Source organism: Rothia sp. P5766 (assembly GCF_048513555.1).
GTDB lineage: Bacteria > Actinomycetota > Actinomycetes > Actinomycetales > Micrococcaceae > Rothia.
In genome coordinates, this window is sequence record NZ_JBLXXS010000012.1 from 14,059 (window position 1) to 39,148 (window position 25,090).

General features: G+C 54.9%; 22 protein-coding genes. 2 read left to right on the forward strand and 20 right to left on the reverse strand.

Annotation, left to right across the window (positions count from 1 at the left end; all coding sequences use genetic code 11):
- Window positions 1-44: 44 nt before the first annotated feature.
- From ACN08V_RS07490 to ACN08V_RS07525, 8 genes are all read right to left on the reverse strand, one after another.
- Window positions 45-419, reverse strand: a complete 375-nt coding sequence (locus ACN08V_RS07490) for a hypothetical protein (RefSeq protein WP_419105105.1) — start codon at window positions 417-419, stop codon at window positions 45-47.
- 238 nt (window positions 420-657) lie between these two features.
- On the reverse strand, window positions 658-1,086 hold the full coding sequence (locus ACN08V_RS07495; RefSeq protein ID WP_419105106.1) for a hypothetical protein: 429 nt from the start codon (window positions 1,084-1,086) through the stop codon (window positions 658-660).
- A gap of 1 nt (window position 1,087) precedes the next feature.
- Complete coding sequence (locus ACN08V_RS07500) at window positions 1,088-1,441, reverse strand: hypothetical protein (RefSeq protein ID WP_419105107.1); 354 nt, start codon at window positions 1,439-1,441, stop codon at window positions 1,088-1,090.
- A 1,127-nt stretch (window positions 1,442-2,568) separates the two neighbouring features.
- Window positions 2,569-2,955 (reverse strand): hypothetical protein, encoded by a 387-nt coding sequence (locus ACN08V_RS07505; RefSeq protein ID WP_419105108.1) that lies wholly within the window; start codon window positions 2,953-2,955, stop codon window positions 2,569-2,571.
- A gap of 74 nt (window positions 2,956-3,029) precedes the next feature.
- A complete protein-coding gene (locus ACN08V_RS07510; protein ID WP_419105109.1) occupies window positions 3,030-3,452 on the reverse strand; it encodes a hypothetical protein in 423 nt (140 codons plus the stop codon).
- 286 nt (window positions 3,453-3,738) lie between these two features.
- Window positions 3,739-4,167 carry a hypothetical protein gene (locus ACN08V_RS07515; RefSeq protein WP_419105110.1) on the reverse strand — a complete coding sequence of 143 codons (429 nt, stop codon included), beginning with the start codon at window positions 4,165-4,167 and terminating at the stop codon, window positions 3,739-3,741.
- Window positions 4,168-4,330: 163 nt separating this feature from the next.
- Window positions 4,331-4,759, reverse strand: a complete 429-nt coding sequence (locus tag ACN08V_RS07520; protein WP_419105111.1) for a hypothetical protein — start codon at window positions 4,757-4,759, stop codon at window positions 4,331-4,333.
- Between the two features lie 277 nt (window positions 4,760-5,036).
- A complete protein-coding gene (locus tag ACN08V_RS07525) occupies window positions 5,037-6,593 on the reverse strand; it encodes an AMP-binding protein (protein ID WP_419100133.1) in 1,557 nt (518 codons plus the stop codon).
- Between the two features lie 164 nt (window positions 6,594-6,757).
- On the opposite strand from ACN08V_RS07525, the gene ACN08V_RS07530 reads away from it, so the two are divergent.
- On the forward strand, window positions 6,758-7,156 hold the full coding sequence (locus tag ACN08V_RS07530; protein WP_419105112.1) for an ankyrin repeat domain-containing protein: 399 nt from the start codon (window positions 6,758-6,760) through the stop codon (window positions 7,154-7,156).
- Window positions 7,157-7,253: 97 nt separating this feature from the next.
- Here the strand turns inward: ACN08V_RS07530 and ACN08V_RS07535 are convergent, their stop codons facing one another.
- From ACN08V_RS07535 to argC, 6 genes are all read right to left on the reverse strand, one after another.
- Window positions 7,254-7,733: an arginine repressor gene (locus ACN08V_RS07535; RefSeq protein ID WP_419105113.1), complete on the reverse strand. Its 480-nt coding sequence runs from the start codon at window positions 7,731-7,733 to the stop codon at window positions 7,254-7,256.
- A 2-nt stretch (window positions 7,734-7,735) separates the two neighbouring features.
- Window positions 7,736-8,722 carry an ornithine carbamoyltransferase gene (gene argF / locus ACN08V_RS07540; protein ID WP_419105114.1) on the reverse strand — a complete coding sequence of 329 codons (987 nt, stop codon included), beginning with the start codon at window positions 8,720-8,722 and terminating at the stop codon, window positions 7,736-7,738.
- 90 nt (window positions 8,723-8,812) lie between these two features.
- Window positions 8,813-10,030, reverse strand: coding sequence for an acetylornithine transaminase (locus tag ACN08V_RS07545; protein ID WP_419105115.1), 1,218 nt, complete (start codon window positions 10,028-10,030; stop codon window positions 8,813-8,815).
- Window positions 10,031-10,082: 52 nt separating this feature from the next.
- On the reverse strand, window positions 10,083-11,093 hold the full coding sequence (argB, locus tag ACN08V_RS07550) for an acetylglutamate kinase (protein ID WP_419105116.1): 1,011 nt from the start codon (window positions 11,091-11,093) through the stop codon (window positions 10,083-10,085).
- 79 nt (window positions 11,094-11,172) lie between these two features.
- Window positions 11,173-12,390 (reverse strand): bifunctional glutamate N-acetyltransferase/amino-acid acetyltransferase ArgJ, encoded by a 1,218-nt coding sequence (argJ, locus tag ACN08V_RS07555; RefSeq protein WP_419105117.1) that lies wholly within the window; start codon window positions 12,388-12,390, stop codon window positions 11,173-11,175.
- Window positions 12,387-13,433: an N-acetyl-gamma-glutamyl-phosphate reductase gene (gene argC / locus ACN08V_RS07560; protein ID WP_419105118.1), complete on the reverse strand. Its 1,047-nt coding sequence runs from the start codon at window positions 13,431-13,433 to the stop codon at window positions 12,387-12,389. The genes argJ and argC overlap by 4 nt, the downstream gene beginning before the upstream one ends.
- Window positions 13,434-13,550: 117 nt before the next feature.
- Here argC and ACN08V_RS07565 point away from each other — a divergent pair, with 117 nt between their 5' ends.
- Entirely contained in the window at window positions 13,551-14,528 is a 978-nt protein-coding gene (locus ACN08V_RS07565; protein WP_419105119.1) for a quinone oxidoreductase family protein, read from the forward strand.
- Window positions 14,529-14,612: 84 nt separating this feature from the next.
- Here the strand turns inward: ACN08V_RS07565 and ACN08V_RS07570 are convergent, their stop codons facing one another.
- From ACN08V_RS07570 to ACN08V_RS07595, 6 genes are all read right to left on the reverse strand, one after another.
- On the reverse strand, window positions 14,613-15,269 hold the full coding sequence (locus ACN08V_RS07570) for a hypothetical protein (RefSeq protein ID WP_419105120.1): 657 nt from the start codon (window positions 15,267-15,269) through the stop codon (window positions 14,613-14,615).
- A 194-nt stretch (window positions 15,270-15,463) separates the two neighbouring features.
- Window positions 15,464-18,016, reverse strand: a complete 2,553-nt coding sequence (gene pheT / locus ACN08V_RS07575) for a phenylalanine--tRNA ligase subunit beta (RefSeq protein WP_419105121.1) — start codon at window positions 18,014-18,016, stop codon at window positions 15,464-15,466.
- Window positions 18,017-18,019: 3 nt separating this feature from the next.
- Window positions 18,020-19,078 (reverse strand): phenylalanine--tRNA ligase subunit alpha, encoded by a 1,059-nt coding sequence (gene pheS, locus ACN08V_RS07580; RefSeq protein WP_419100242.1) that lies wholly within the window; start codon window positions 19,076-19,078, stop codon window positions 18,020-18,022.
- Between the two features lie 302 nt (window positions 19,079-19,380).
- Window positions 19,381-22,035 carry a rhamnan synthesis F family protein gene (locus tag ACN08V_RS07585; RefSeq protein ID WP_419105122.1) on the reverse strand — a complete coding sequence of 885 codons (2,655 nt, stop codon included), beginning with the start codon at window positions 22,033-22,035 and terminating at the stop codon, window positions 19,381-19,383.
- Between the two features lie 140 nt (window positions 22,036-22,175).
- On the reverse strand, window positions 22,176-23,987 hold the full coding sequence (locus ACN08V_RS07590; protein ID WP_419105123.1) for an ABC transporter ATP-binding protein: 1,812 nt from the start codon (window positions 23,985-23,987) through the stop codon (window positions 22,176-22,178).
- 14 nt (window positions 23,988-24,001) lie between these two features.
- The gene (locus ACN08V_RS07595) at window positions 24,002-25,090 is read right to left on the reverse strand and encodes a DegT/DnrJ/EryC1/StrS family aminotransferase (protein ID WP_419105124.1); all 1,089 of its coding nucleotides are present in this window, start codon (window positions 25,088-25,090) and stop codon (window positions 24,002-24,004) included.

Genomic DNA, 25,090 nt, shown 5'->3' on the forward strand with positions numbered 1-25,090 from the left:
GGCATTGACCGAAAAATCAAATTAATACCGCAGTCAGGCTTATCTTATTCAACAGGAGTAGCGGATGTTATACCAGCTGAACCATACACACCATTCCCCAGTGAAACACCCTTGACAACAAACTCAAATTTCTCACCATAATGCTCCTGAAAAAGCTCATGAAGAGCTTGCTGATTCATGTTTCCTGGAAAGTCTGGATTTATGATACTCAACTTCCCGCACTCTTCTGTATCAACCCTCAAAAATGAGGTGGGAGCACCGCCGCTAGAATCTGAAATAACTTGCGATGATTTTACAGTACACACCTTCTGGGTAGACCACCTGTTTCCAAGGAAGCTGAGTACTCCCATTGTCACTACAAAAGCTGTAAGGACACATGCGGTGAGCTTTGCGGCAAAGGAGTCTTTCTTTCTAGACATAATTTATTCTCCAACAGGAAGTTTAAAAACACATATAGATAAATATAAGCATTTCCTACCGCTTACGCCTCAGCGAATCCCCTAACCCTTTTGCAGCACCCTTTTCTATGGCTCTCACCAGTAGTACCGTCACACTGACCCTCAAAAACCCGAACAGCAGTAGACACCACATCAAAAGAACGCAATACTACACCACAGCCTACTACCCCAGAACCACCCCTCCATTTTCTACAGTTACCTACTGCAGGGCAAAACCAAGACCCTCCACGCGGTCACCCTCAGCGGGCAACTGGATAGGACCAAGCAAAAGAACCATCTTCTGTCCCTGTCGTTCATTCACCACATCTGCCATCTGTTGCCAAGAAGCGCGGTAACAAGGGTCAGAGACGCGAGAAATATAAACAGACCCACAATCCTGAGTATAAATTATTAATTTCGTACTCGAAGTTGCAAGCCCACCGGTACCGCTACGACCATGAGAAACCTCGGCAGATTCAATAATGCACTCACGACTTACCGGGTTCGCCTCATTATATATACTGATGCCTGTAAGCCCGATAGCAGTGACCAGCCCTAGAATTGCAACAAAGAAAAAGACAAAACTAAACCAGCGCCGGGGTTTCCGTCTGCCATCTTCATGCCTTTCATCTGTAAAGAAGATACCCATTTCATTTACCCTGAATCGGACGAATATGGTCAGCCCACACAGTGCTAGTGCTACCTACACTTCCATTAGCCATGTTGTTCAATCCTTCTTTATTTGCGTCCTCCCAGCTAAAGGCATCTTCTTGCGGAGTGACAATATAGTTAGCTATGCCGACTAAGTAGTCCGCAGATTTATCGATTCCGGTTCCAGCAAAAGAAGTGACTGGTGTAGTCCCGCGAACAAAGTTCTCTGGTAAAGGCCTAATCCTCGGCGAAACCACACCAACACCAAAACCCGCACCCGTAGCACGAACATAACCACCCACAGTATGCTCCTTAAAATCACCCCACGCATACGCCAAATTATTACTCGTCACATTAGAAACAACACCCTGAACCGTCTGACCCGCCATCGACCGCACAGCACCACCACCATCATCAAACCCACCAAAACAAAGACGACGGCACCCCCACGCACCCAAACCGAACACACAAGAACACCGCCACCACTACCACACCAAACAAACCAGAAACCTACCGGTACCGACCTAAATCCAGAACCACACCAACAAGCAGATCACTACTCAACAGGACCAGAAAACGAAAAAACCTCCCGCTGACCCCAACTATCCACACCAGTCTCACCAATCATAAACTCATACCTCTTACCCGACTCAAGATAGACTCAACCTCTCCCTCACTCACACCCTAGAGACCCTTACCCTGAGCCCCCCTTCAACTCCCTATACTTAGTCCACCCCACATACAGGTGAATAAACAAACCCAAGGATGCAAAACTCTGAACAGCAGACAAGGGTAGGAACTGCATACAAATAAAAGTACCCGCCGCAACCACCAGAAGCCCCAGCAGAAAATACACCACCAAAAACTTCACCGGACTACCAAGAGACCGCCCCAAAACATTAGACAAAGGAACATTAACACCGGCCATAACAAGACCCGTAAGAGCACCCAGTAACATAAAAACCCCTAAAAAAAAATAAACCCACACACTAAACCAAATGCACAGGCATAAACCAAAACTAATCAGAAGACCTAAAATTCACAGGAGAACCATCAGCCTCCTTAATATCCTGAATATTATGATAATTACCGTATAAAAGATACTTATTCACCACAAAAATATACTTCTTACCCACCACTAAACTATCCGTCGTCTCCTCCATACCCACACCATCCAACACAGGACGATAAAGCATCAAGGTCCCACACTCCTCCGTCACAACAGACGAATCAGGGCTCGGTGAACTTATCTTCCCAGAACCCCGCATACGCCAGACGGTCGAGGCAGACTTCACGGTACAGGTCATCTCCTGGGTATAGTGCGAATCCGCGTACCGTTTAACAGGGGTCATCAGCACAAGCAAAAGAACCACACCCACAAAATAAAAGCTCCATGCTTCCCTCAGATGACTAAAAAACCTTTTTCATCAGCACCCCCTACCTTCTCCGAAAAACAGGACGACGAACATCCAGAAGCCAGCTACTGCTCAGGAATAATCACATACTCCGCAGCAGTATTCCCAGGATTCCACGATAAAGGACCAATCATAAAAACCAGCTTCTGCCCCTGATACTGGTTCACCAAATCAATATTCTTCGACAGGTCATCAGTGCCACCAACCACTTTAGGGGTGATAATTAATCCGCACTCAGTAGTTTCTACAGCTATCGCATTTTTACTAGAAGCTACCTTAGTACCGGTACCCCCTCTAGAAAACCGAGCCGATTCAATAGTACATTCTCTAGGCTCAGCGTAATGAGAATTTACGTATCTAAGAGCTGGGTAAAGCATGAACATCAAAAACAAAAAAATTCCAGTACCAATATACCAAAGCATATCTTTACGTGTTAGCTTCCGCTTTTCCATCTATTTCCCTCTCCAGCCACTGCGCCACCTTACTCTCGGCTAAGTCTACCCAGCTACCCCAACAAGGCAGATGACTACTCAACAGGACCAGAAAACGAATATACCCTCCGCTGACCCCAACTATCCACACCAGTCTCACCCAGCATAAACTCATACTTCTTACCCGGCTCAACCCGGCTCAGCGTAGACTCAATCTCCCCCTCACTCACCGGCATATAAAGCCCCTCACACTCCACAGTCGAAAAAACAATATCGCCTTCAGAGGAGCTATACCTGACACCACTTGAACTCCTGGACTCATGCTCAGCAGACTTAACCGTGCACACCAGAGGCACCTGATGCGAACGATCATAGATAAAAAGCCGCCAGCCGTAATACAACGGCGTTCCAAGGATTAAAGCCCACATAAGAAGAACAAGAGACAAAACCGGGTAATTGATTTTCTGCGGTGTCTCACCGGACTCAGCCGACTCACCTTTATTGTTCTTTTGGCTCATCACTATCAAACCCCTCCTCAACAGCAAAACCAGTCGCACTCACCGCCACACCACTAGCACCAGCAACCATAGACCTCTGACCACCAGAAGCAGACGAACCCATAGCATACAACTGATCCGTTGCAGGCCCCTTCACAGGAGCAGACACCAGAGCAGAACTAGCAAAACCCTTACCAAAACAAAGACGACGGCACACCACCAGCACCCAACACACAAAAACACCGCCACCACTACCACAAGGAACAAACCAGGGGCCTACCAACCCAAAACAAGACCCCAAACACACCTACCCCCGAATCGGAAAACCCTCCAACTCCACAGCACGAGCAGTATAGTGCCCCACATACAAATAACTCACCCGAAACCGCAACCGCTCACCCCGATGACGATTCAACTCATCAGCCAAATCCTGAGCACTATCAAAACCCTCATTCTGCATTTTTGTAAAAAACACCAGCCCACACTCCTCAGTCTCAGTATTCACACCCTGCCATGAAGAAGAAGACCGCAAACCGCCCCCACCACTGACAACCTCAGCACCCACAACAGTACAATCAACCGTCCGATAAAAATGCAGGTTACCAAAGTAATAAGCAAAAACAACAACCCAAAAAGTCCACACACACCGCATAAAAATCTTACGCACCCGCGGACTAGCCACACCTGCCCCACCAGCCCCAGACTTACCACCACGGTCTTGATCAACAACAGCCACACAAACCACCTCTCCAACTACCCACAAGCCTAACCAAACCCCAGCAACACACCAAAAGCCAACAAACCAACCGGCCAGCACCACACCCAAAACGACGACAGCACCCCCATGCACCCAACACACAAGAGCACCGCCACCACTACCACACCAGACAAACCAGGACCTACCGGCCCAAATCAAGACCCTCAAAACCCACAACCGACAACTCACCAGGACCAAACATCTGCCAATACCCCACATCCACCGCCACCCGCTGACCAGCAAGAGCATCAATACGCTCAGCAACCTCAGCACGCCTCAACCCATGACGATCCCCCTTAAACCTCAAACCACCACAATCCGAAGTCTGCACATAAATATACGGATTGCCCGAATACGACTTAGACCGGCTCTCACCAGCGGCAGCCCACTCAATAGTGCACTGCTTCTCATAATGAAACACCCGATTAAAATAAGGCGAGAGCAAGAACCAGGAAACCCCATAAACCATCGGGACAAGAAAAATCGACAAACCAACAAGATTACGCACACGCTCCCAAGGAGACATATACCGCCACCCATTAGGCTTCTTGCCCTCCACAGACTCACTCACCAGAACCCTCCCTCACACTCTCAACCATAACCCCCACAGACGCATGCACACCCGAAGCACCAGAACCCAACAACCCTAGATCCCGCACAGCACCACCATCATCAAACCAACCGGCCGGCACCACACCCCAAAACGACGACAGCACCCCTTCACCCCAACCCGAACACACAAAAACACCGCCGCCGGCCCCTAGCTTCTTGAGCTACCACCAGCTAGAAAGTAAGGTTCTTTTCAATCAGCGCCCCGCGGCCTCAGGGCTACTAGTCCTGAGCAGTCATTAGCCCTCTAAAACTATAGTCCCAGCTAGTTCACGCTTAAGTATTTTTCCGGTCGGACCCAGCGGTAGCGACTGCCGGACTTCATAGCGACGAGGCCGCTTATAGGCTGCCAATTCTGCACGGGCCAGAGCATCAAGGGCCGCCACCAGTTCACCCATCTGCGCTTCATCAAGCTGCTCATGCGGCACAATCACAGCCACGACCTCCTCACCTACCCGGGGGCAGGGAACACCCACGACCGCGGCCTGCCTGACCCCAGAATGGATGTCGAGGACATCCTCGATCTCGCGCGGGTAAATGCTATTTCCATTGCGCAGAATCATGTCTTTAAGACGGTCAACAATAAAGATATTGCCCTGCTCATCAATTTTTGCAACATCCCCGGTCGCAAACCACTCCCCCTGCATCACCTGCTGTGTTGCCTGGGGGTTGTTCCAGTAGCCAGCCATAACATTTGGGCCGGCAACCCAGAGCTCACCGGGCTGGCCCGCGCCAAGTTCTTGCCCCCTGCTATCAACAACTTTGACACGCACCCCGGGAAGAGCACGACCCACCGACCCGATGAGCAAGCCAAACTCCGCACGATTAAAAGCCACCACGGGAGCAGTCTCGCTTAAGCCATAGCCCTCATAAATGGGAAAAGCTAAGATCTGCTCAATCTGCCGGTGAACAGAAGCGGGTAAAGCTGCCCCGCCAGATACGCCAAACCGGATAGTCCCCCGCAACTGGGCGGCCAGGGCAGGGTCAGTAGCCAGATAGGCGGCCCAAGCCCCATACATGGTTGGCACCGCGGCATAAACCGTGACCCCGGCGCTCGCGCACAGTTGTGCTGCTCCCCCCGGTGTGAACTGCGGAAGCAGAGCAACGCTTGCACCGGCCGCAAAGACTGCATTCATGGACACCGTTTGACCAAAAGCGTGAAAGAGCGGGAGCCCGCCAAAAATAGTGTCGTCCCCCCTAAAACCAAAAACCTCTGCGCAGGCACGGGCGTTGGACAGCATATTCGCATGGGTTAAGGTCGCGCCCTTGGGGGCACCCGTCGTCCCCGAAGTGTAGAGCAGAACAGCGGGCGCGTCCAGGTGCACGGCTCTAGGCTCCCAGGGGCCTACCCTAGGAGCCGCAAAATCAAAGCCCAGACCAAGAATCTCAATCTTTAGCTCGCTGCCCAGGTGCCGACCGGTCTGCTCAGCTTGATCAGCAACCCGCGTGCCTTCGCCGGCGATCAAGAGCTTCGCACCAGAATCTTCAAGCTGGTATACAACCTCTCGTGAAGAGAGCAGAGGATGAAGCGGAACCGCAACAGCTCCCAAGGATACAAGAGCGTAGTAAAGAATAACCATCTCGGGAACATTCGGCAGAGCCAAAGCAACCCGATCACCAGCAACTAGTCCCCGGGCTTCAAGCCAAAGCCGAGCCTGCCCAGTTCTTATGACAAGCTCCGCGTAGGTGAGCCCACCGCCTGCCCAGGTTAAAGCCACTGACTGGCTCTCAGCCCGGTCTGTGATCAGCGATGCAAGATTATGCTGTGCGGCTACGGCCTTTGCTGTGTGTGTCATAGATTCTGGTTACTTTCAGGTGAGCAGGAACTGGTAGCACACAATCTATTTTCCCACACCCGGCCATTCATTAAACTCCCTGTGCCCGGCAGGCCGCAAGAGTTGGCTGGTCCTGCACCCACCTGAGCTTGCTAACTGAAGCTCTTTTCTGAGAAAGTGAAGCTATGACAGTCCCAGATTCAAACCTGACCGATCAGGAACTAGAATTCCTCAATTCAGTTTTTGACTTGGCACGCGAGAATAAACCGGTAGCTCTCAAGTCTCTTTTTGACCAGGGGGTGCCGGTAGACCTCACCAACGCCAAAGGCGATACACTGCTCATACTCGCGGCCTACCACGAGCACACCGACATGGTCCAGTTACTCATCAACGAAGGCGCTGACCTTGACCGGCTCAATGAACGAGGTCAAACTGCTTTAGTCTGTGCAGCCTTCCGCAGCAACCTTCCCATTGCCCGTATGCTACTGGATGCAGGGGCCGACGAGACGCTTGGCTCCCAGACACCAGCTCAGGTCGCTGAGTTCTTCGACCTGGAAGAGATGAAAAAACTTTTCTCCTCATAAGATCCCACCACTTTACCAGCACCTCAGTAGACACAGGGGCGGTAGCTAGCGCACTACTAGCTACCGCCCCAACTCTTTGGCAGACACCGTCACCAGGCTAAGCCGCCCAATCCAAGAACAGCGAAGCTGCCGCTTGACCGCCCTGCGGATCCCTGGTAATCACCATGACGGTGTCATCACCAGCGATAGAGCCTAGAAGAGGTTCCAGCCCGGCTTGGTCAATAGCAGATGCCAGGAATTGGGCCGCCCCCGGCGGGGTCCTGAGAATCACAAGGTTGGCTGAAGCTTCGGCTGTAACCAGGAGTTCCTTAAAGAGGGAGACCAAGCGGGCATCGGGGCCGTCCTGAGAGCTACGGCGCACCGGGTGGTTAGGAACCGCATAAATGAGGCCAGATTTATCGTCACGCACTCGTTCAGCGCCGATCTCTACCAGATCGCGGGAAAGAGTAGCCTGGGTAACCTTGAGACCGTCGTCTACCAAAAGCTGGGCCAGCTCAGATTGCGAGCGCACGCGGTGCGTTTGAAGCACCTCGATGATTCGGGCTTGTCGGGCTGTTTTTGTGGATGGGATTGCCATGATTACTTCTCTTCGTTGAGGGTTAAAGCTACTGATGGGAGCGCTGTTCGTCTATCTTCTGCCAGGCCTGATTCGACCAGGAGGAAGGTCATGAGAGCCTTCTGAGCATGCAGGCGGTTTTCCGCTTCATCGAAGACAAGGGATTGGGGGCCATCGATAACGTCTGCGGTGACTTCATAGCCACGGTAGGCCGGGAGGCAATGCAGGAAGATTGCTCCGGGGGCGGCTTGTGCCATGGCCTTGGCATCGACGGTGTAGGGGGCAAAGATGCGGGTTCGTGCTTCTTTTTCGTCTTCTTGACCCATGGACACCCAGGTGTCGGTGATTATGACATCGGCGCCAGAAAGGGCTTGGGCCTTATCGGTAGTCACGAGAACTGACCCACCGGTTTCGGAGGCTCGTTGCTGGGCTTCCTGGGCGATTGCGGGAGCTGGCAGGTAGCCTTCGGGGCCTGCAATGCGCACGTGCATGCCGGCGGTTGCGCACCCCAGGAGGTAGGAGTTAGCCATGTTGTTGGCGGCATCGCCAAGATAGGTCACTGTTTTGCCAGCCAGCTGGCCCAGGTGCTCACGGATAGTGAGCAGGTCAGCCAGAATTTGGCAGGGGTGGTAATCATCGGAAAGAGCGTTGATAACGGGTATGCGGGAGTAGCGGGCCATTTCTTCCAGCCCGCTCTGGGAGTAGGTCCGCCACACGATGGTAGAGACCATACGGGAGATGACCTGAGCGGTGTCACAGATAGATTCCTTGTGCCCGAGCTGGGCTTCACCGGGGTTGACGATGAGCGGGTTTCCGCCCAGCTCTGCCACGCCAGCGTGGAAGGAGAAGCGGGTGCGGGTAGAAGTCTTGTCGAAGATGACGGCAACTGTCTGCGGGCCAGCTAGTGGCTTGTAGCCGTAGCGGTTAGCTTTCATGGTTGCTGCTAGGTCAAGAACGCGGGCTTGTTCTTGCGGGTTGAGGTCGGTGTCTTTGAGGAAGTGGCGGACCATTGGCTCTCCTTGGCTAGCGTGGCGGTCAACGCCACAGAGTATCAATTATATGCATATTTTTTTGATACTTATGCATTTGGGTGAATAGTGTTAGAGCTTACGTGCCTGAGCATGAATTATGGGGAACTCAGCAGTGAATTCTGCCAGTTCTTGATCGGTAATCGTCAGAGCCGGCGCGATACGCACGGTGCGGGCATCTGGGGCGTTTACAATGAAACCCGCTGAACGAGCCGCTATCACAAAGGCAGGAGCCAGAGGGTTGCCCTGCTCTGTTGCTGAGTCTGTAAGAACAATCCCAATCAGTAAGCCATCTCCGCGGCTTGTTGCTACCCCGGGGACCTGCTCAATAGCTGCGCGGAACCGGGTTCCACGCTGGCTGGCAGCCTCAAGTAAACCTTCATTTTCAATGGCCTGCAAGGTCGCAGTTGCCGCTGCGGTGGCCAAGGGATTACCGCCAAAGGTCGTTCCGTGCATACCTGCTTCTAGGGTCTGGCCAGCATCAGGCCCAACAGTGAGCACCGCTCCAATAGGGAAGCCGCCGCCCAGCCCCTTAGCCAGGGTAATAACATCGGGTAGCTCTTGCCCCGTCAGTTCACGCGAGTGGGCAAACCAGCGACCGGTGCGACCCATACCGGTCTGGACTTCATCGACCATGAGCAGGGCACCGGCTGACCGGGTGAGTTCCCTAGCACGCTGGAGATAGCCTTCGGGCAGGGGCAGGACACCGGCTTCCCCCTGAATAGGTTCAACGATCAGGGCCGCGACATGATCGGACAGGTTCTCTTCGAGAGCCTCTATAGTAGCGGGGATATGTTTGATGCCAGCTGGTAGCGGTTCGAAAGGCTCACGGTAGGCAGGCTTGTGAGTCAGCGCCAAAGCGCCCAGGGTACGCCCGTGGAAACCGTGTTCCAGAGCCAGAATGGTGCCCTTACCCCGGACGTTACCGTAGCGCCGAGCCAGCTTGTAGGCGGCCTCATTGGCTTCGGTACCCGAGTTGCAGAAGAATACCCGCCCGTCCTGCGCCCCCAGGTAACCCAAGAGACGCTGAGCCAGTCCCACCTGCTGCGGTGTGGTGAAGAAATTAGAGACGTGCGCTAGCTGAGCAGCCTGCTCGCTCACAGCCCTAACCCAGGCGGGGTGAGCATGGCCCAGAGCATTCACCGCGATACCGCCCAAAAGATCCAGGTAGGTACGGCCCTCGGCATCGGTGACCCGCGACCCGCTCCCCCGCACTAATACAAGAGCGGGCTGGCCAAAGACCCCCAGCATGTCGTGGGCGTACTCAGTGATCAGTCTTTCTTGGGTCATGGTCCTTCTTTCCAACCGTCAGGGTGTATCAGTGTGGTTCCGGAAGCAGAGGCTAGTAGGTCAGTGGCTGTACTTGAAAATCGGGAGCGGGGTGACGCCAGGCGACGTCCTCAACATCATCGGGGATGAGCTGGGTGCCGATGCCGGTGTCCGTAAAGATTTCCAGCAGGGGTGAGTGTGGCAGGCGACCATCCACAATGGTTGCTTTCGGAACCCCCTGCTCCACAGCTTGAAGGCAGGCGGCCATTTTGGGGATCATGCCCGAAACCAAGGAGGGGAGCATCTGACGGAGCTCGCTCACTTTCAAGGAGCTAATCAGGGAGGACCGGTCAGGCCAGTTAGCATAGAGCCCCTCAACATCGGTCAAAATAACCAGTTTCTCTGCCCCCAAGGCGGCGGCCACTGCGGCGGCGGCGGTATCGGCATTAACATTCAAGATTTCTCCCGTCAGTCCAGCCAAGCCGTGGCTGTGATCGGGGTACTTATCGGGGTCAGATATCTCGGGAGCTACCGAAGAAATCACCGGAATCTTACCTGCCTCAATCATGGACATCATCGCGGTGGTGTTCACCCCTACTACCTCACCCACCAAGCCCAGGTCTACTTCCTGGCCGTCCACCTGGGTGGTAATCCTGTGTGCCCGCAGGAGGCCACCGTCTTCACCACTCATGGCTACCGCAAAGGGTCCGTGACTGTTGATAAGTGATACCAGTTCACGGGCGACCTGGCCGGTGAGCACCATCCGCACCACATCCATAGCCTCGGGAGTTGTGTAGCGTAGCCCGCCGCGGAACTGGCTCTCAATCCCGAGCTTATCCAGCATGGCAGTAATCTGAGGCCCACCACCGTGAACCACCACCGGGCAGATGCCGATGGTGCGCAAGAAAACCATGTCTTCGGCAAAGGCAGCCCTGAGGTCATCAGAAATCATGGCATTGCCGCCGTATTTGAAGACCATGACCTTACCCCGGAACTGCTGGATCCAGGGCAAGGCCTCCATAAGAGTCTTCGCTTTTTCCTGGGCTGTTTCAAAACGGGCCTGGGCGTTCTTCTGCTCTGCCATGGCTTTCTTTCTGGGGAGTCGGATGCTGGTAAAAACGGATGTGCTGGTCTTGAGGCTCTCTGGATCAAAATCTCAGACGCTAGCTAGAATAGGCCGAATTTTCGTGCACATAGTCGTGAGTGAGATCGTTAGTCCAGATAGTGGCTTCGTGTTCGCCAGCGGCCAGGTCAATCTCTACGGTGACCTTGCGGTCAGCCGCCAAATCAACCAGCTTGCGGTCCTGACCAATACCACCACCGGTGCAGACCTGAACACCGTTGATCAGGACATTGACGTTCTCGGGGTCAAAGTCTGCTGAGGTTGTACCGACCTCCGATAGAATTCGGCCCCAGTTGGGGTCATTGCCGAAGATAGCGGTCTTGAAGAGGTTGGAGCGGGAAACCGCGCGGGAGACCTCCTCGGCCTCTTCTTCGGTAGCGGCGTTGAAGGTGCGGACGTGGATGTCGTGGCTAGCACCCTCCGCGTCACCAATCAGCTGCAGGGCGAGGTCCTGGCAGACCTTGGTCAGAGCCTGGGTAAAGCCGACTAAATCGGGCACAAGTCCAGAGGCACCAGACCCCATGAGCACTACGGTGTCATTGGTGGACATACACCCATCAGCATCAGCCCGGTTGAAACTCAAACGGACGGCTTGGCGCAGGGCGGTGTCAAGGTCTTCAGGTGATAAGACGGCATCGGTGGTCAGTACTACCAGCATGGTAGCTAACCCGGGGGCAAGCATGCCCGCCCCCTTGGCCATACCGCCGATCAGATAGTCACCACCCTGCTCCAGTTCAACGCAGATGGCCGCCTGCTTGGGGACGGTATCGGTGGTCATAATTGCCTCTGCGGCGGCCAAAGAATCGGATGGGCTTACCCCCAGAGCCCTAGCGGCTTGCTTACTGCCTGCCAAGAGATTATCCAGGGGGAGCCTCTGCCCGATCAGCCCGGTGGAGCATACCAACACGTCACCGGCAGAAATGTTGAGCAAATCGGCCACATGCTCAGCGCTGGTGTGAGTGTCTTGGAAGCCAGGAGCACCGGTGCAGGCGTTAGCCCCACCGGAGTTGAGTAGGACCGCATCAACCCGCCCATCGCCGACCACCTGCTGACTCCACAGCACCGGCGCAGCCGCAAACCGGTTGGTAGTAAAAACGGCAGCAGCGTTCTTCAGCGGCCCGTCATTGACCACCAAGGCAACGTCCTTTTTGCCTTCAAGAGCGCTGATACCAGCGCTCACCCCGGCAGCACGGAACCCGCGTGCCAAGGTCACGCCCTGGGTGATAACCCCTTCGATCTGGTGCTGGGTTGCGCTCACGGTGCAAGTCCTTCCTGCAACAGGCCCGCATCCTCCGGCAGACCCAAAGCAATATTCATGGATTGAATGGCACCTCCTGCAGTGCCCTTGGTCAGGTTGTCAATCACGCTGGTGACGATGACTCGACCGGCGTGGGTGTCAAAGGCTAGCTGCATTTCTGCATGGTTTGAGCCCTGAACGCTTTTGGTGGTGGGCCACTTCCCCTCGGGGAGCAAATGAACAAAACGCTCCACCTCATAGGCTTTAGCCCAGGCCTGCCGAAGCTGTTCCTCGGTAACACCGGGTTTGACCTTTGCGGTGCAGGTAGCAAGGATTCCCCGGGGCATGGGTGCCAGTGTGGGGGTGAATGAAATCTGAACCGGCTGACCGGCCACCGCAGACAGTTTTTCTTCGATCTCAGGGGTATGCCGGTGGGCACCGCCCACACCGTAGGGACTCATGGACCCCATAATCTCGGAAGAGAGCAGATGCGGTTTGAGGCTCTTACCTGCACCTGAGGTGCCCGAAGCCGCAACTATCACAAGGTCCTGCGGTTCAAGTAAGCCAGCGGCAAAACCGGGGGCTAGAGCCAGCAGCGAAGCTGTGGGATAGCAACCTGGGACGGCAATACGGTTGACTCCCACTAGCTGGTCACGCTGTTTCTGCCCGCAGGTAAAGGGTAACTCCGGTAGCCCATAGGGCCAGGTGCCAGAATGCTCAGACCCATAGAATTTGGCCCAGGCCTCGGCGCTATCAAGCCGGTGGTCAGCCCCGGCATCAATAACAAGGGTGCTCTCGGGTAGTTGTGAGGCTATCTCAGCGCTAGCCCCATGAGGGAGGGCCATGAATACAGCGTCGTGTCCGCTCAGTGCCTGGACGGTTGTATCAGCAACTACCAGATCAGCGTAAGCTCGCAGGTGAGGGGCTAGATCCCCCAGAGGCTGACCTGCCGATGAGTGCGCGGCAACAGTTTTTACCTCAACCTGCGGGTGGGTGGCTAGGAGCCGGAGAATCTCGCCACCAGCATACCCGGTGGCTCCGGTGACAGCTACGGTAATAGTCATAACACCATCATTGCATGTTTTTGCATACCAGTAAATATTTATTCATTATCTATGGGTGTATGACTTCCTTGCCCCATCTTCTTCATACCCGCCTTGCCCTGGGAGTAGGCTAAAGATATGACTTCTCAGACCATGACAGCTATCCAGCTTCACAGCACAGGAGGCCCCGAGGTCCTCCAGCTCAACCACCTTGCTACCCTGACCGCCGCACCCGGGCAGGTTCTTGCAGAAACCATCGCAACCGGTGTGAACTTTATTGAAACCTACCAGCGATCAGGCATCTACCCTGTGCCTCTGCCCTTCACCCCAGGCTCCGAGGCCAGCGGCCGCGTGGTAGCGGTAGGCCAAGGCGTTACCGAATTTCAGCCGGGCGACTTGATTGCAACGGCCAGCGCCACCGGCACCTACGCCCAATTCTTCACAGCTGCTGCCGAACTCTGCCTACTAATCCCCGAGGGCATCGACCCGGTTGAAGCCGCGGCTCTCCCCCTCCAAGGTATGACAGCCCACTACCTCATCAACTCCACCTACCCCGTCCAGGCAGGTGAAACCGTGCTCTTCCACGCCGGAGCTGGTGGAGTAGGCGGCATTGCTATCCAGCTCCTCAAAGCCAAGGGGGCAACCGTCATCACTACGGTATCCAACGACGAAAAAGAAGCCATTGCCCTGGCCCACGGCGCTGACCATGCCCTACGCTACGAAGGTTTTGCTCAGAAAGTCCATGAGCTCACCGACGGAAAGGGTGTGGCCGTAGCCTACGACGGGGTAGGGAAAGACACTTTTACTGATTCCCTCAAGTCGCTTGCAATCCGAGGTATGGGCGTGCTCTTTGGTGGGGCTTCTGGCCAAGTGCCGCCCTTTAACCTCCAAGAGCTCAACTCCCTAGGCTCACTCTTTATCACTCGACCTACCCTCGCCCACTACTTACAAAACCGAGAAGAAGTCACCTGGCGTATGGGCGAACTCTTCCAAGCAATCCAGGCTGGCCAGCTCAAGCTCAGCATCGACCAGACTTTCCCCTTAGCTGACGCAGCCCAGGCCCACCGCTACCTTGAAGCCCGCAAAACCAGGGGCAAAGTCTTACTGGTACCCTAAGCACCTCAAGACTGAGGCGGGGCCCCTAGTCACTCGTGGCTAGGGGCCCCACCTTAGTACGCGTATTGGCTAGCGGCTTGGGCTCTAATCGATAAACTCTTCATCTTTACGTTTACGGATGAGCATGAAGGTTGCCACAACCCCAGCACCAAATACTAGGATGGCCCCGCCCAGGCGAAGCATGGCCGAACGCTTCTGTGAGCTCACGGTGTCTTCCGTAACCGGCACCAGGCTACCTTCTGTACCCGTACGCACAACAATTAGCTCCGTATCAGAAGTCTGAGCCAAAAGGGCATCGACTCTCTGGGGGAAGTCAGCACTCACTCTCCCGGTCTGAGAACCGCGGAATTTAACGGAATCCCCCGGGTTCACGCTGGCGGGGTCAGCCACATCTGACACAAAAGTTTTACCGGCCATAGCAGAATCATCGGGGAGCTTGCCAGAGTAGATAGCGACGTTCTTATCGCTCTGCAGATCAGGTGTCACATCATCGATTGCTCCGCTAATAACCCATGAACGATTCTCATAGCCCTCGTTGGCTCGGGCCTCGTTGAAGGTACGTACACCGCCAATGAGCAGGATAAATGCAACTACCGAGACCAGCAGCATAATACCGGCTGCAGCTAGCTTAGATCTAAGAGAGCCCCGGGAATCAGCATCGTCCTCTTCACCGTCCTCAGCGAAAGTAAAAAAATCTGATACCTGTTCCTCGTCCTCAACAATATCCCGGTTCTCTGGCATGCCCTGGTCCCTCTCATCTTTCTGCAAAGCCCCTATGTTAGGGGCATCATAAAGCCTACTTCTGCAAGCCTACAAGTCACAGCTAAGGCCCCGCAAACTGCGGTGGCTTTATCTCACACTGATATGAAAACCCCCGCCCTTACCGCTAGGACGGTTAGGGCGGGGGCATCTACAGCCTTCTCGGCTACACGATTCTAGGCGCGCTGAACCGCCCCAAAACGCTCAAGAGCTAGAGCTACACCGGCTTCTCGTGCTTCACTTGCCTCATCAGCAGTCAGAGTACGATCCGGTGCACGGAAGCGCAACGCAAAGGCAAGCGACTTATAGCCTTCTTCGATGCCGGCGCCTCGGTAGTCGTCAAAGACACGAACGTCTTCAAGCAAATCGCCCGCGCCCTCAGCCAAGGTGGCGGCTAGATCGGCGGCAGGGATATCAGCCTTAACGATGAGGGCTACATCCTGGTTAGCAGCAGGGAAACCGGAAATACCGGTGGCCTGCACAGCCTGGCCTGCCTCAGCCAGCAGAGCGGTGAAGTTCAGCTCGAAAGCGCTGGTGCGCTCAGGCAGGTTACGCTGAGCCAGCAACTTGGGGTGTAGTTCACCCGCGTAGGCTACGACCTGCCCCTGAGAGTTACTCAATACAGCGGTACGTCCGGGGTGGAAGGCCTGATGCTCGCCGTTAGCGACGGTGAGCTTGACACCTGCAGCATCGGCCACCAGCAGCACAGAGTCCAGAGCATCACGCCAGTCAAAGGCTCGGGCAGTGAGCCCGGGGGCATCCTCGTGCTCGGCACCGGCAAACATGCCTGCGATGTGGCGAGGCTGGTCGGGAATACCGGCGTTGAGATCAGCAAGTACTTGATCATCAGGCTTAGCACCCAGGCCGGGGATGGAGGCCGAGCCAAGCTGGGGCCCGGGGATAAAGACATGACCGGTTTCGTAGATCGCAAGGTTCTTGAGACCGCGTGAGAGGTTACGTGAAAGAACCTCGGTCAGACCAGGCAAGAGAGAGCGGCGCATCCAGCCCTGGGCGGAGGAGATGGGGTTAGCCAGGCGGATTGAATCAACCTCTTCACCGGCTACGGGGCTGGCCCACAGGTTGTTGTCTGCATCGGAGACAAAGGGGTAGGCAAAGACCTCGGTCAGGCCCGATGAGGCAAGGGCGTTCAGTGCCCGGCGGCGCAGGGTCTGCTCCACGGTATAGCCGCGCCCGGGAGGGGCAACGGGCAGGGTGGAGGGAATCTGGTCATAGCCAACCAGACGGGCGACTTCCTCGGTCAGGTCTTCCTTATCGCCCAGGTCGGTACGCCATGAGGGTACGGTGACCAGGTAAGCATCATCGGTGGTTTCAACGCTGGCACCGATTTGTTCTAGGGAACTGACAATCTGTTCCTGGGTGTAGTCAATGCCAATACGGCCTGCGGTGTAGTCCTTGGGCAGGGTGATAAGGGTAGGTTTATAGGCTGAGCCAGTATCGGTCACCCCTTCTGCCACCTGGGCACCAGCCAGCTCAACCAGCAGATCTACCGCGCGCTGGGCGGCGGCGGCCTGAATCAGCGGGTCAACGCCGCGTTCGAAGCGTTTGGAGGCCTCAGAAGGTAGCTTGTGGCGGCGGGCGGTGCGAGCAATAGAAACCTCATCGAAGCGGGCAGCTTCGATCACGATGGTACTGGTTGAGTCGGTGACCTCGGTGGAGGCACCGCCCATGACACCAGCCAGACCGATGGGGCCGGAGTCATCGGCGATGAGCAGGTCCTCGGCGTGCAGGTCGCGGTCTTTGCCATCCAGAGTGGTGAGCTTCTCCCCCGTCTGGGCACGGCGCACGGTGATACCGCCTTCCAGCTTGTCCGCATCGTAGAAGTGCAGGGGCTGGCCCGTTTCAAGCATGACGTAGTTGGAGATATCCACCGGCAGTGAGAGTGAGCGGATACCGGCTAGGCGCAGTCGAGAGGACATCCAAGGGGGTGTCGGCGCGGCCGGGTTAACCCCGGTGACGGTGCGGGTGACAAAGCGGGTGCAGCCCTCCTTGCCATGAATGGGGGCTGAATCGGTCAGCCTGACAGTCAGACCAGAATCGTTTGCCGCCGGTGCCTTGGCGGCCAGTTCCAGCACGAAGTCCTTGAAGTCGCTACCGGTCGCATGGCAGTACTCGCGGGCAATGCCGCGAATAGAGAAACCGTAACCACGGTCCGGGGTCACATTGACCTCGGCGGCCTGGTCGTAAAGCCCCAGCAGTTCCAGGGCATCTGAGCCAACCTCGGGGTCAAGCCCCAGGGTGGAGAGTACCAGAATACCGTCATGGTCTTCGCCAATGCCCAGCTCACGCACGGAGGCAATCATGCCAGCAGACTTGTGGCCGTAGGTCTTACGGGCGGTGATAGCAAAGCCCCCGGGCAGAACAGCACCGGGCAGGGTCACAACAACCTTGTCACCGGGCTTGAAATTGTGGGCACCGCAGATAATGCCCTGCACGCCAGATTCCTCGATACCCTTACCGGTCAGGGTCTGTTTCTGCCCCTCGGGGACTACACGCACCTGGCACCAGTTAACGGTCTTGCCGTTGGAGTGAGTCTCGGGCTCCATGGACAGCACCTGACCAACCACAATCGGGCCAGTCAGATCATCGGTGGGGCGGTGAACGTCTTCTTCTTCAAGGCCAACCTTAACCAGGGTAGCCATAAGATCTTCGGCGCTTGCGTCGGCCGGGACGGGCGCGTATTCACGCAGCCAGGAAAGGGGTACTCGCATGGGTTAAATCTCCATCTTGAACTGCTGTGAGAAACGGACGTCGCCTTCAATCATGTCGCGCATATCGCTTACGCCGTTACGGAACATGAGGGTGCGCTCAATACCCATGCCAAAGGCAAAGCCGGAGTAGACCTCAGGGTCAATACCAGCGGCGCGCAGGACGTTGGGGTTGACCATGCCACAGCCACCCCACTCAATCCAGGCTGGGCCGCCCTTGGCATCGGGGTGCCAAACATCCAGCTCAGCTGAGGGCTCAGTGAAGGGAAAGTAGTTAGGGCGCAACCGGATTTTAGCCTCTGCACCGAACATAGCTCGAGCCATATGCTCTAAGGTGCCCTTGAGGTCAGCCATGGTTAGGCCCTTATCTACGGCAAGGCCTTCAATCTGGTGAAAAACCGGGGTATGGGTGGCATCGAGCTCGTCGGTGCGGTAAACCTGGCCGGGGCAGACCACGTAGAGAGGCAGGTCACGTTCCAGCAGGGAACGCATCTGCACCGGTGACGTGTGGGTACGCAGCATGAGGTGGGCCTTGGTTGGTTCCACGAAGAAGGTGTCCTGCAGTTCGCGGGCCGGGTGATCCGGTTTGAAGTTGAGGGCATCGAAGTTATACCATTCGGATTCCAGCTCGGGGCCGTCGGCGATTTCCCAGCCCATGCCAATAAAGATGTCGCACATCTGCTCTTGCAGGACGCTGATGGGGTGGCGGCCACCGATACGGCGGCGGGGGGTGTGGGCGGTGACGTCTACGGCTTCTTCTACCAGAATCCTGGCATCGCGCTCTTCTTCAAGCTGGGTATTACGGGCTTCGAGTGCCTTAGCCAGTCGGCCACGGGCCTGGCCCATGAGCTTACCAACGTCAGCCTTGTGTTCTTTACCCAGATCACGCATCTGCTTATTAGCTAGGGTAAAGCCGCTCTTATCGCCGGTAAACTCTAGACGAACCCGCTTGAGGTCTTCAAAGGTGGGGGTCTTCTCAGCAATATCGGTCAGGGCTCGGTCAAGTTCAGCCCGGAAGGCTTCCTCAACGGTAGCTAGGCCCCGCTGCGGGTCTGTCTCTAGAATTGCGCGGATATTGGCCAGGACCTGAGAGGGTGTGGGGTTTTCAGGTATCTGGTGCAAAGGATCAGTCATAGAAGCTATCTCTTCACGTCGGTTGGGTAGGGGCACTAGGCCCAAATCATCAAGGTATAAGTCTAGTGCAAATACTGTGTTGGTGCTGGCTCCCCTATCGGGAGGCCGGCTCTCTGCTCACCACGGTTCTGCAGAGGGTGTCTGCAAAATCTGGGGCTAGGTGGTGGTCTAGCTGCCGGTAGTTGGCATCAGAGATCAAAGGGTTATCCCAGCAATTCAGGCTTGACAGGTTCTTATGATTGCTGAGGCCAGCTGTGCTGGTTAACCATGGTGAACTTATGACCGGCCTTACTGCAGGAAATCGCCAAAAGGCGCTCAAGCGCGTGGGCCACCGTCGAATCCTTTTGGCCCTCTTCAACCGGGAAATGCTCTGCCGTAAGCCCTAGAGAGAAAATAGGTTGCAAAGCATCCACCCTTGCCCAGAACATACTACCTGCCGGGAACATAAAATCCTTGTTCTTGGGAAGCTGACCCCAGTTGTTCTTCCAGGTCAGTGCCTGGGCAATCGGGTAGTTAGTAGACCAGTTCCAGGAGTTTACAACCGATGGGTGAGGAAAAGGAGCCACCATACCCACCCGATCCGAGGCCAAAGCACCGATGATCTGCTCTACTGCCTGGCGACTGGGCAAAAGAGAATCAAGAATAAAGACCAGCCAGTCGTCAAGATCCGCGCTGTGGGGGGATTTTTTACTGTGGAGGTGAAGGACCAGGTCATAATCTTGATGTTCCTGGGCAAAGACTACAAACTTAGGCATGATGTCCCGGCCCCGGTTTTCAGCGATTTTTACTCTGGCATCGGGGAACCAGCCTTCGATGGCCTGGAGCTTAGCAAGCGTGTTCGTGGAGATATAGAGGTCATAGGGCTGGGGCACATGTTCGAGATACTTTTTGATCACCGGGCAAGATTCCAAGTAAAACATGTGGATGAAGACCGCTATACGGGGGAGCCGGCTCAGCGGCTTCTCCGATGCCAGAGCGTTGGGGTCAACATATTGCACGGAAGCTTTCTGTCTGCTCCTGCAGGGAGCCAAGGGGGGACTTTTGCGCTTTGCTACCCAGCCGGGCAACTTTTTGGAATCATACTGCCGAATTTCGGCCAAAGGTGAAGAAAGAGCTAGATCCTCGATAGCCCTGAGAACTTTGATTTCGTCACCGGGGTGGCGGACCAGGTGGGCGATGAAAGGGGTCGTCATAAATCTCAAGGAATCAAGAGACTGAACCCAGCTCCTTTGACAAGGCTTGATAGCCATGACCTCGGCAGCCGAATCTGTCGTTCTTGGTTCTGAGCCTTGGGCCGGGTCTAGGGGATTCACAGCTACCTGAGCAAAACCCCAATGGTAGATGGGGCCCAGAGCTGAGTAAGCCTTACTGTATACCGGGGTGCTTTGGATAGCCTGTTTACAGGTCCCAAGGATCTGAACCTGCAGAAGATGCTTGAGGGGTCTTAGCCAGGCTAGGCGCTCCCCCAGCTGAGAACGGAGAACAGAGGGCTTATGGGCACCAGCAGGCAGCAGATCCAGCAACTCATGAGCGTATCTCTTGGAGCTGCCGATAGTAGCTACAAACTCCTTCCGTCGCCCTTGCTTCTCCGGGGTGTCACTCATCACTAGATCCAGAGCCTGCTCAGCCATTGAGTCGCTATCGTAGGGTTCCACCAACTGACCCACCCAGGCAGTCTCAGCACTGAAGATATCTAAAATACCTAAGTCGGAGCGGTAGGCAACCATAGCCAGGCCCTGGCCCAGAGCATCAATAGCAGTTGTTGGCCCCGGGTCTTGGCGGGAGGTCAAGAGATAGGCGCTCGAAATCGCATACCAGGTGTGGGAGTTAGCCACATAGCCAGGGGTGATCAAAGGCAAACCTTGCTGTCGGGCCTCCTGGGCTATCTCAAGCGCCCAGGCAGATAGCTCACCTAACCAGATGAAAACTGATTTAGGTTCTCTGGCCAGAATCTTCCAGGCCACTTCAATAAATAGGTCAAATCCCTTTCGCCGGTCCCCGTACCCAGCCGATATATATATGTCCCCTAGGGTCCGGTGCCTTGCCAGTTCAAGCCGTAACCGGTTGGCTTCTTTATTGCTGACAGAGTGTTCTTTGATGCTTGGAACCACAACGGAACTCTTGCTCGTGGGTTCCAGCTCGTGCTGATAACTTAAGCGGACAGCCTCGGTGGCAAAGACCAGGTGAGGCATCTGTTGGAGAGCTGGCATTAAAGAGTTCTGCCTGACATAGTCCGGCATTTCATGGATCAGTGCCAGTGAGAACTCTCTGGCGGATTCTGGACCTTCAGATAAGAGTTGCACGCCCCAGCAGGTGTTGGCTATCACCGGAGTTTTCGGGGGCAGTGCTTCTAAAATTTCTTGAACGTCCCAGCCCTCTTCACAGATGTAGGTCGGGTACTTTGCGCGGTACTGTTCGTAAAGCTCTCCCCCGTTCCTCAGCACCACCAGGGGCTGATAACCTAACAATTTCAGGGCACTGAGTAATTCAAGCAGAAGTAAGGGGGCACCTGCCTTGTGGGCATCATTGCCCAAGACAAGTAGGGGGCAGGGGCGGGTGTGAAAATCTTTGAGAACTTTTTCTCCCGTCAGCCCGGCAGGTATCTGGCGGGGACGGGTGTGATAGCCAAGGGGTCTACCTCTGAGGATATAGTGGTGGCCCGCGTAAGTACTTTCCAGAGGCATATAGCAACGCTTATAAAAGTTAATGTCCAGCTCCGCGTTGGGGGAACGGCCCTCCCTGTCTCCGCAGAAGATAAAATGTTCCCAGGGGCTACCCTCATAATTGAGAACATCGGGGTAGGTCCTGAGGTAGTAGTCCTCATCAAAAATGCCGTCTGGGACTTCTGGGTTCAGGGCCCCCCAGGGGGAGCTTGATAGATTTTCCATATTTATCTTGCCTTTCTGCCTGCACCTTATGATCTTCAAAGCCCCTGATAAAGGCATGGTTTCTCACATGGTACGGTCCCGAAAACTTTGTTTGTCGGTGCCACTACCAACTCCTTGGACCCGATAGCGGCTCCCAAGAACTAATCTTTTTTATTCAACAAAACCTGGTTACGATCAACCCAGCGTTTAAAGGTGACATTGTTTGCGTAAACCTCTGAGTAGGACCCAAAAGAAGCCACCTGACCGGCTTCAAAAAGCGCCACCTGACGCATACTTGCGATAGTGCTCATCCGGTGGGCAATACACAAAACGGTCATAGTTTCAGGTAATGACCTAATAGCCTGATCCACCAAAAACTCTGTGTCATCGTCAAGGGCAGATGTTGCCTCATCCAAGATCAGTATCTGTGCTTTGCGGTAGAGTGCTCGAGCTATGGCGATTCTCTGGCACTGACCGCCGGAGAGTCCTCTGCCCTGTTCGGGCAAGATCGTGTCCAAGCCCTGGGGCAGGCCCTCCACTACATCGGTCAGGGCTGAAAGTTTAACCGCCTCTTCGATTTTTCTCTGGTCAATTTCCTCCTGACCAAAGGCAAAGGCGATGTTCTCCCGCAGACTGGCTTCAGCGATATAGGGCTTTTGCGGGACCAAAGCGATGAGCTTCCTAAAGCCTGCCCAATCCTTCCTGACATCTATGCCATCGATGCATAAGCTACCGCTGTAACCGGGTAAAAGCCCACAAAGAATATTAATGAAAGTCGTTTTCCCTGCTCCGCTGGGCCCTACAATGGCTATCCTAGCCCCTCTGGGAATATCACCGGTGATGTCTCTGATAACGTACTGGTCATCCTTGCTGTCACTAAACCGGTAACTCAGGCCCGTAAAGGAAATCGCCTCCTTAAACTCTTCAATTGCTTGTCCGGCGGGGTGCTTGGGCAAGAGGGTAACTGGGGCGGGGCTAGATGTTGCCTCTAGCTCTTCAAGAACCTCATACACCGCAGGGGTTGATATACGCATCACGGTGTAAGAACTAATGATCCGGTGCATACTAGGCAGGACTCTAAAAGAGATGATGACCACTGTTCCCAGATAGGCCAGGTCGTGGCTGGAGGGCTCACCCGATGCCAGAACAACTAAAAGCAAGCACGAGAGAAAAACTATCTCAAGAATATAGCGTGGTAGCTCAGCAAGAATACCCATGTCGCGATTAACCAAGGCCAGGTTTCTGGAGACCTGGCGGTAATCCTCAATCACCTTGTGTTCTGTGCCCCGTATCTTAAACTCGCTAAAGCCTCCCATGGCTCTGAGTATCATCTTGTAGTGGTCTTGTGAGATGCTCAGATTCTTGGCGCCCACACTTTGTGACACCTTACCGATAATCTTAATAAAGACGACAGAAATCAGTGTAGTAATAGCAATCAGGGCCAGGTAGCTCAGCGGCAGAATAAGAAAAATTGCCACAATCATCGATAGGGTCGTCAGTACATCGCTGACCAGTAAAACCAGGTTGGAGAGATAGCCTGAATAGGACTGACGTACCGAATGTTCAAGCCGGCGCAGGGCAACTGAAAAACTACGCTGGTTGTGCTCCTCTTGACCTGAACTAAGGTAGGTGGACAAAAGCCGAGTTGAGGTTTCCGCTTCGTTCAGCAGGATAAAACTCAAATACCAGCGCCTAAAGAGCAAAGCACTGATGTCTTTGAGCACAAAAACGACCACAATAGTCAGGGTGGTCTTGATGATGAGCTCACCCTGAGAAGTAGTGCCCAGAAAGTCACCGAATCGTTGAACACCGGGGCTCTGATAGTTACCGCTCAGGGTCAACACCAGAACCGGCACCAAGAAGGTAGCTCCCAATTCTACTAGGGCAATCAGCAGGGAGAAGGCCAGCAGGATGAGAAGTTTCCCCCGGGTTTTTTGATCAAGCAGGCGGCGGAAAACAAAAATGCTATTCAAACTTTTAATAGACTTCACGGGTTGAGTACCTCATAGATACTTTCTAGGTGCTTCTGAGCCACCTGAGAGTGGAAAGGCAGGGCCACAAAACTTTGGGCCAGTTCATCAGATTCTTGCCTGAGGGGGAGGTCATCTAGCGCATACCGGGACCAGTAACTGCCCTCTTGAGTCAGAGCGGGGAAGGTACGGGCCATAATCTTTTTCTCCTGCAACTGCTGAACCAGCTGCTTCTGCTCACCAGGTTCACAGCGAAAGGCGTAGAAGATATTGGAGTGTCTACCCCGCGGATGTACCCAGGCCCGGGGTGAGGCCTGCATTATGGCATCGAGTTCTTGGGCAAGAGCGCGGCGGGCTACCAGTTCTTTGCCTATTTCTGGGATAACAGCCAGCCCTAGGGCGGCAGAGAGTTCGCTAGCTTTTCCGTTGATTCCGAATGCCTGCGGGATTCCGGCGTTGAGGCCAAAGTTTCTGATCTGCTGTAGGTAAGGCAGGTCTTGGGGGTCCTGGCAAAAGACTGCCCCGCCCTCACCAGAGTGAAGCAGCTTAGTGGCATGCAGTGAAATGCAGCTGAAACGGCCCCGCCCTAGCAGCTCTTTTGCGCCTTCAGGTTCCTGCGGGAAGATGTGGGCGGCGTCGTAAATAAGGGGTAGCTGGTGTTGCTGAGCCAAGGCATCAAGTTGGCTGTCACATTCTACCCCCAGCAGGTGAACCGCCAGAATTGCCCCCACCCTTGAAGTGATATAGGGTTCCAGCCGCCCAGGGTCAAGGGTGAGACTAACCGGGTGGCAGGGAACAAATCGAGGCTTCAGACCGGCTGCCTCGATAGCGCTAGAAGTAGCCACAAATGTCAGGGCAGGAGTCAGAACTTCCGTGCCATGAGGTAATTTTAGGGACTGCAAGGCTAAAGTAAGAGCGCTCGTCCCAGAGCTAGTGAAGAGAGCCAGCTCTTGACCGTACAGCTGCCCTAATTTCATTTCAAAGAGAGCCGCAAGAGGTCCGTTATTGGCGTACTGACCCGAGGCGAACACCTGCTCGCTGAGCTGGTGGAAAAGGGCCCGATCGGGTGCTGTGGGCACGCCCAGAGTGAGAGCTTTACCGGTCAT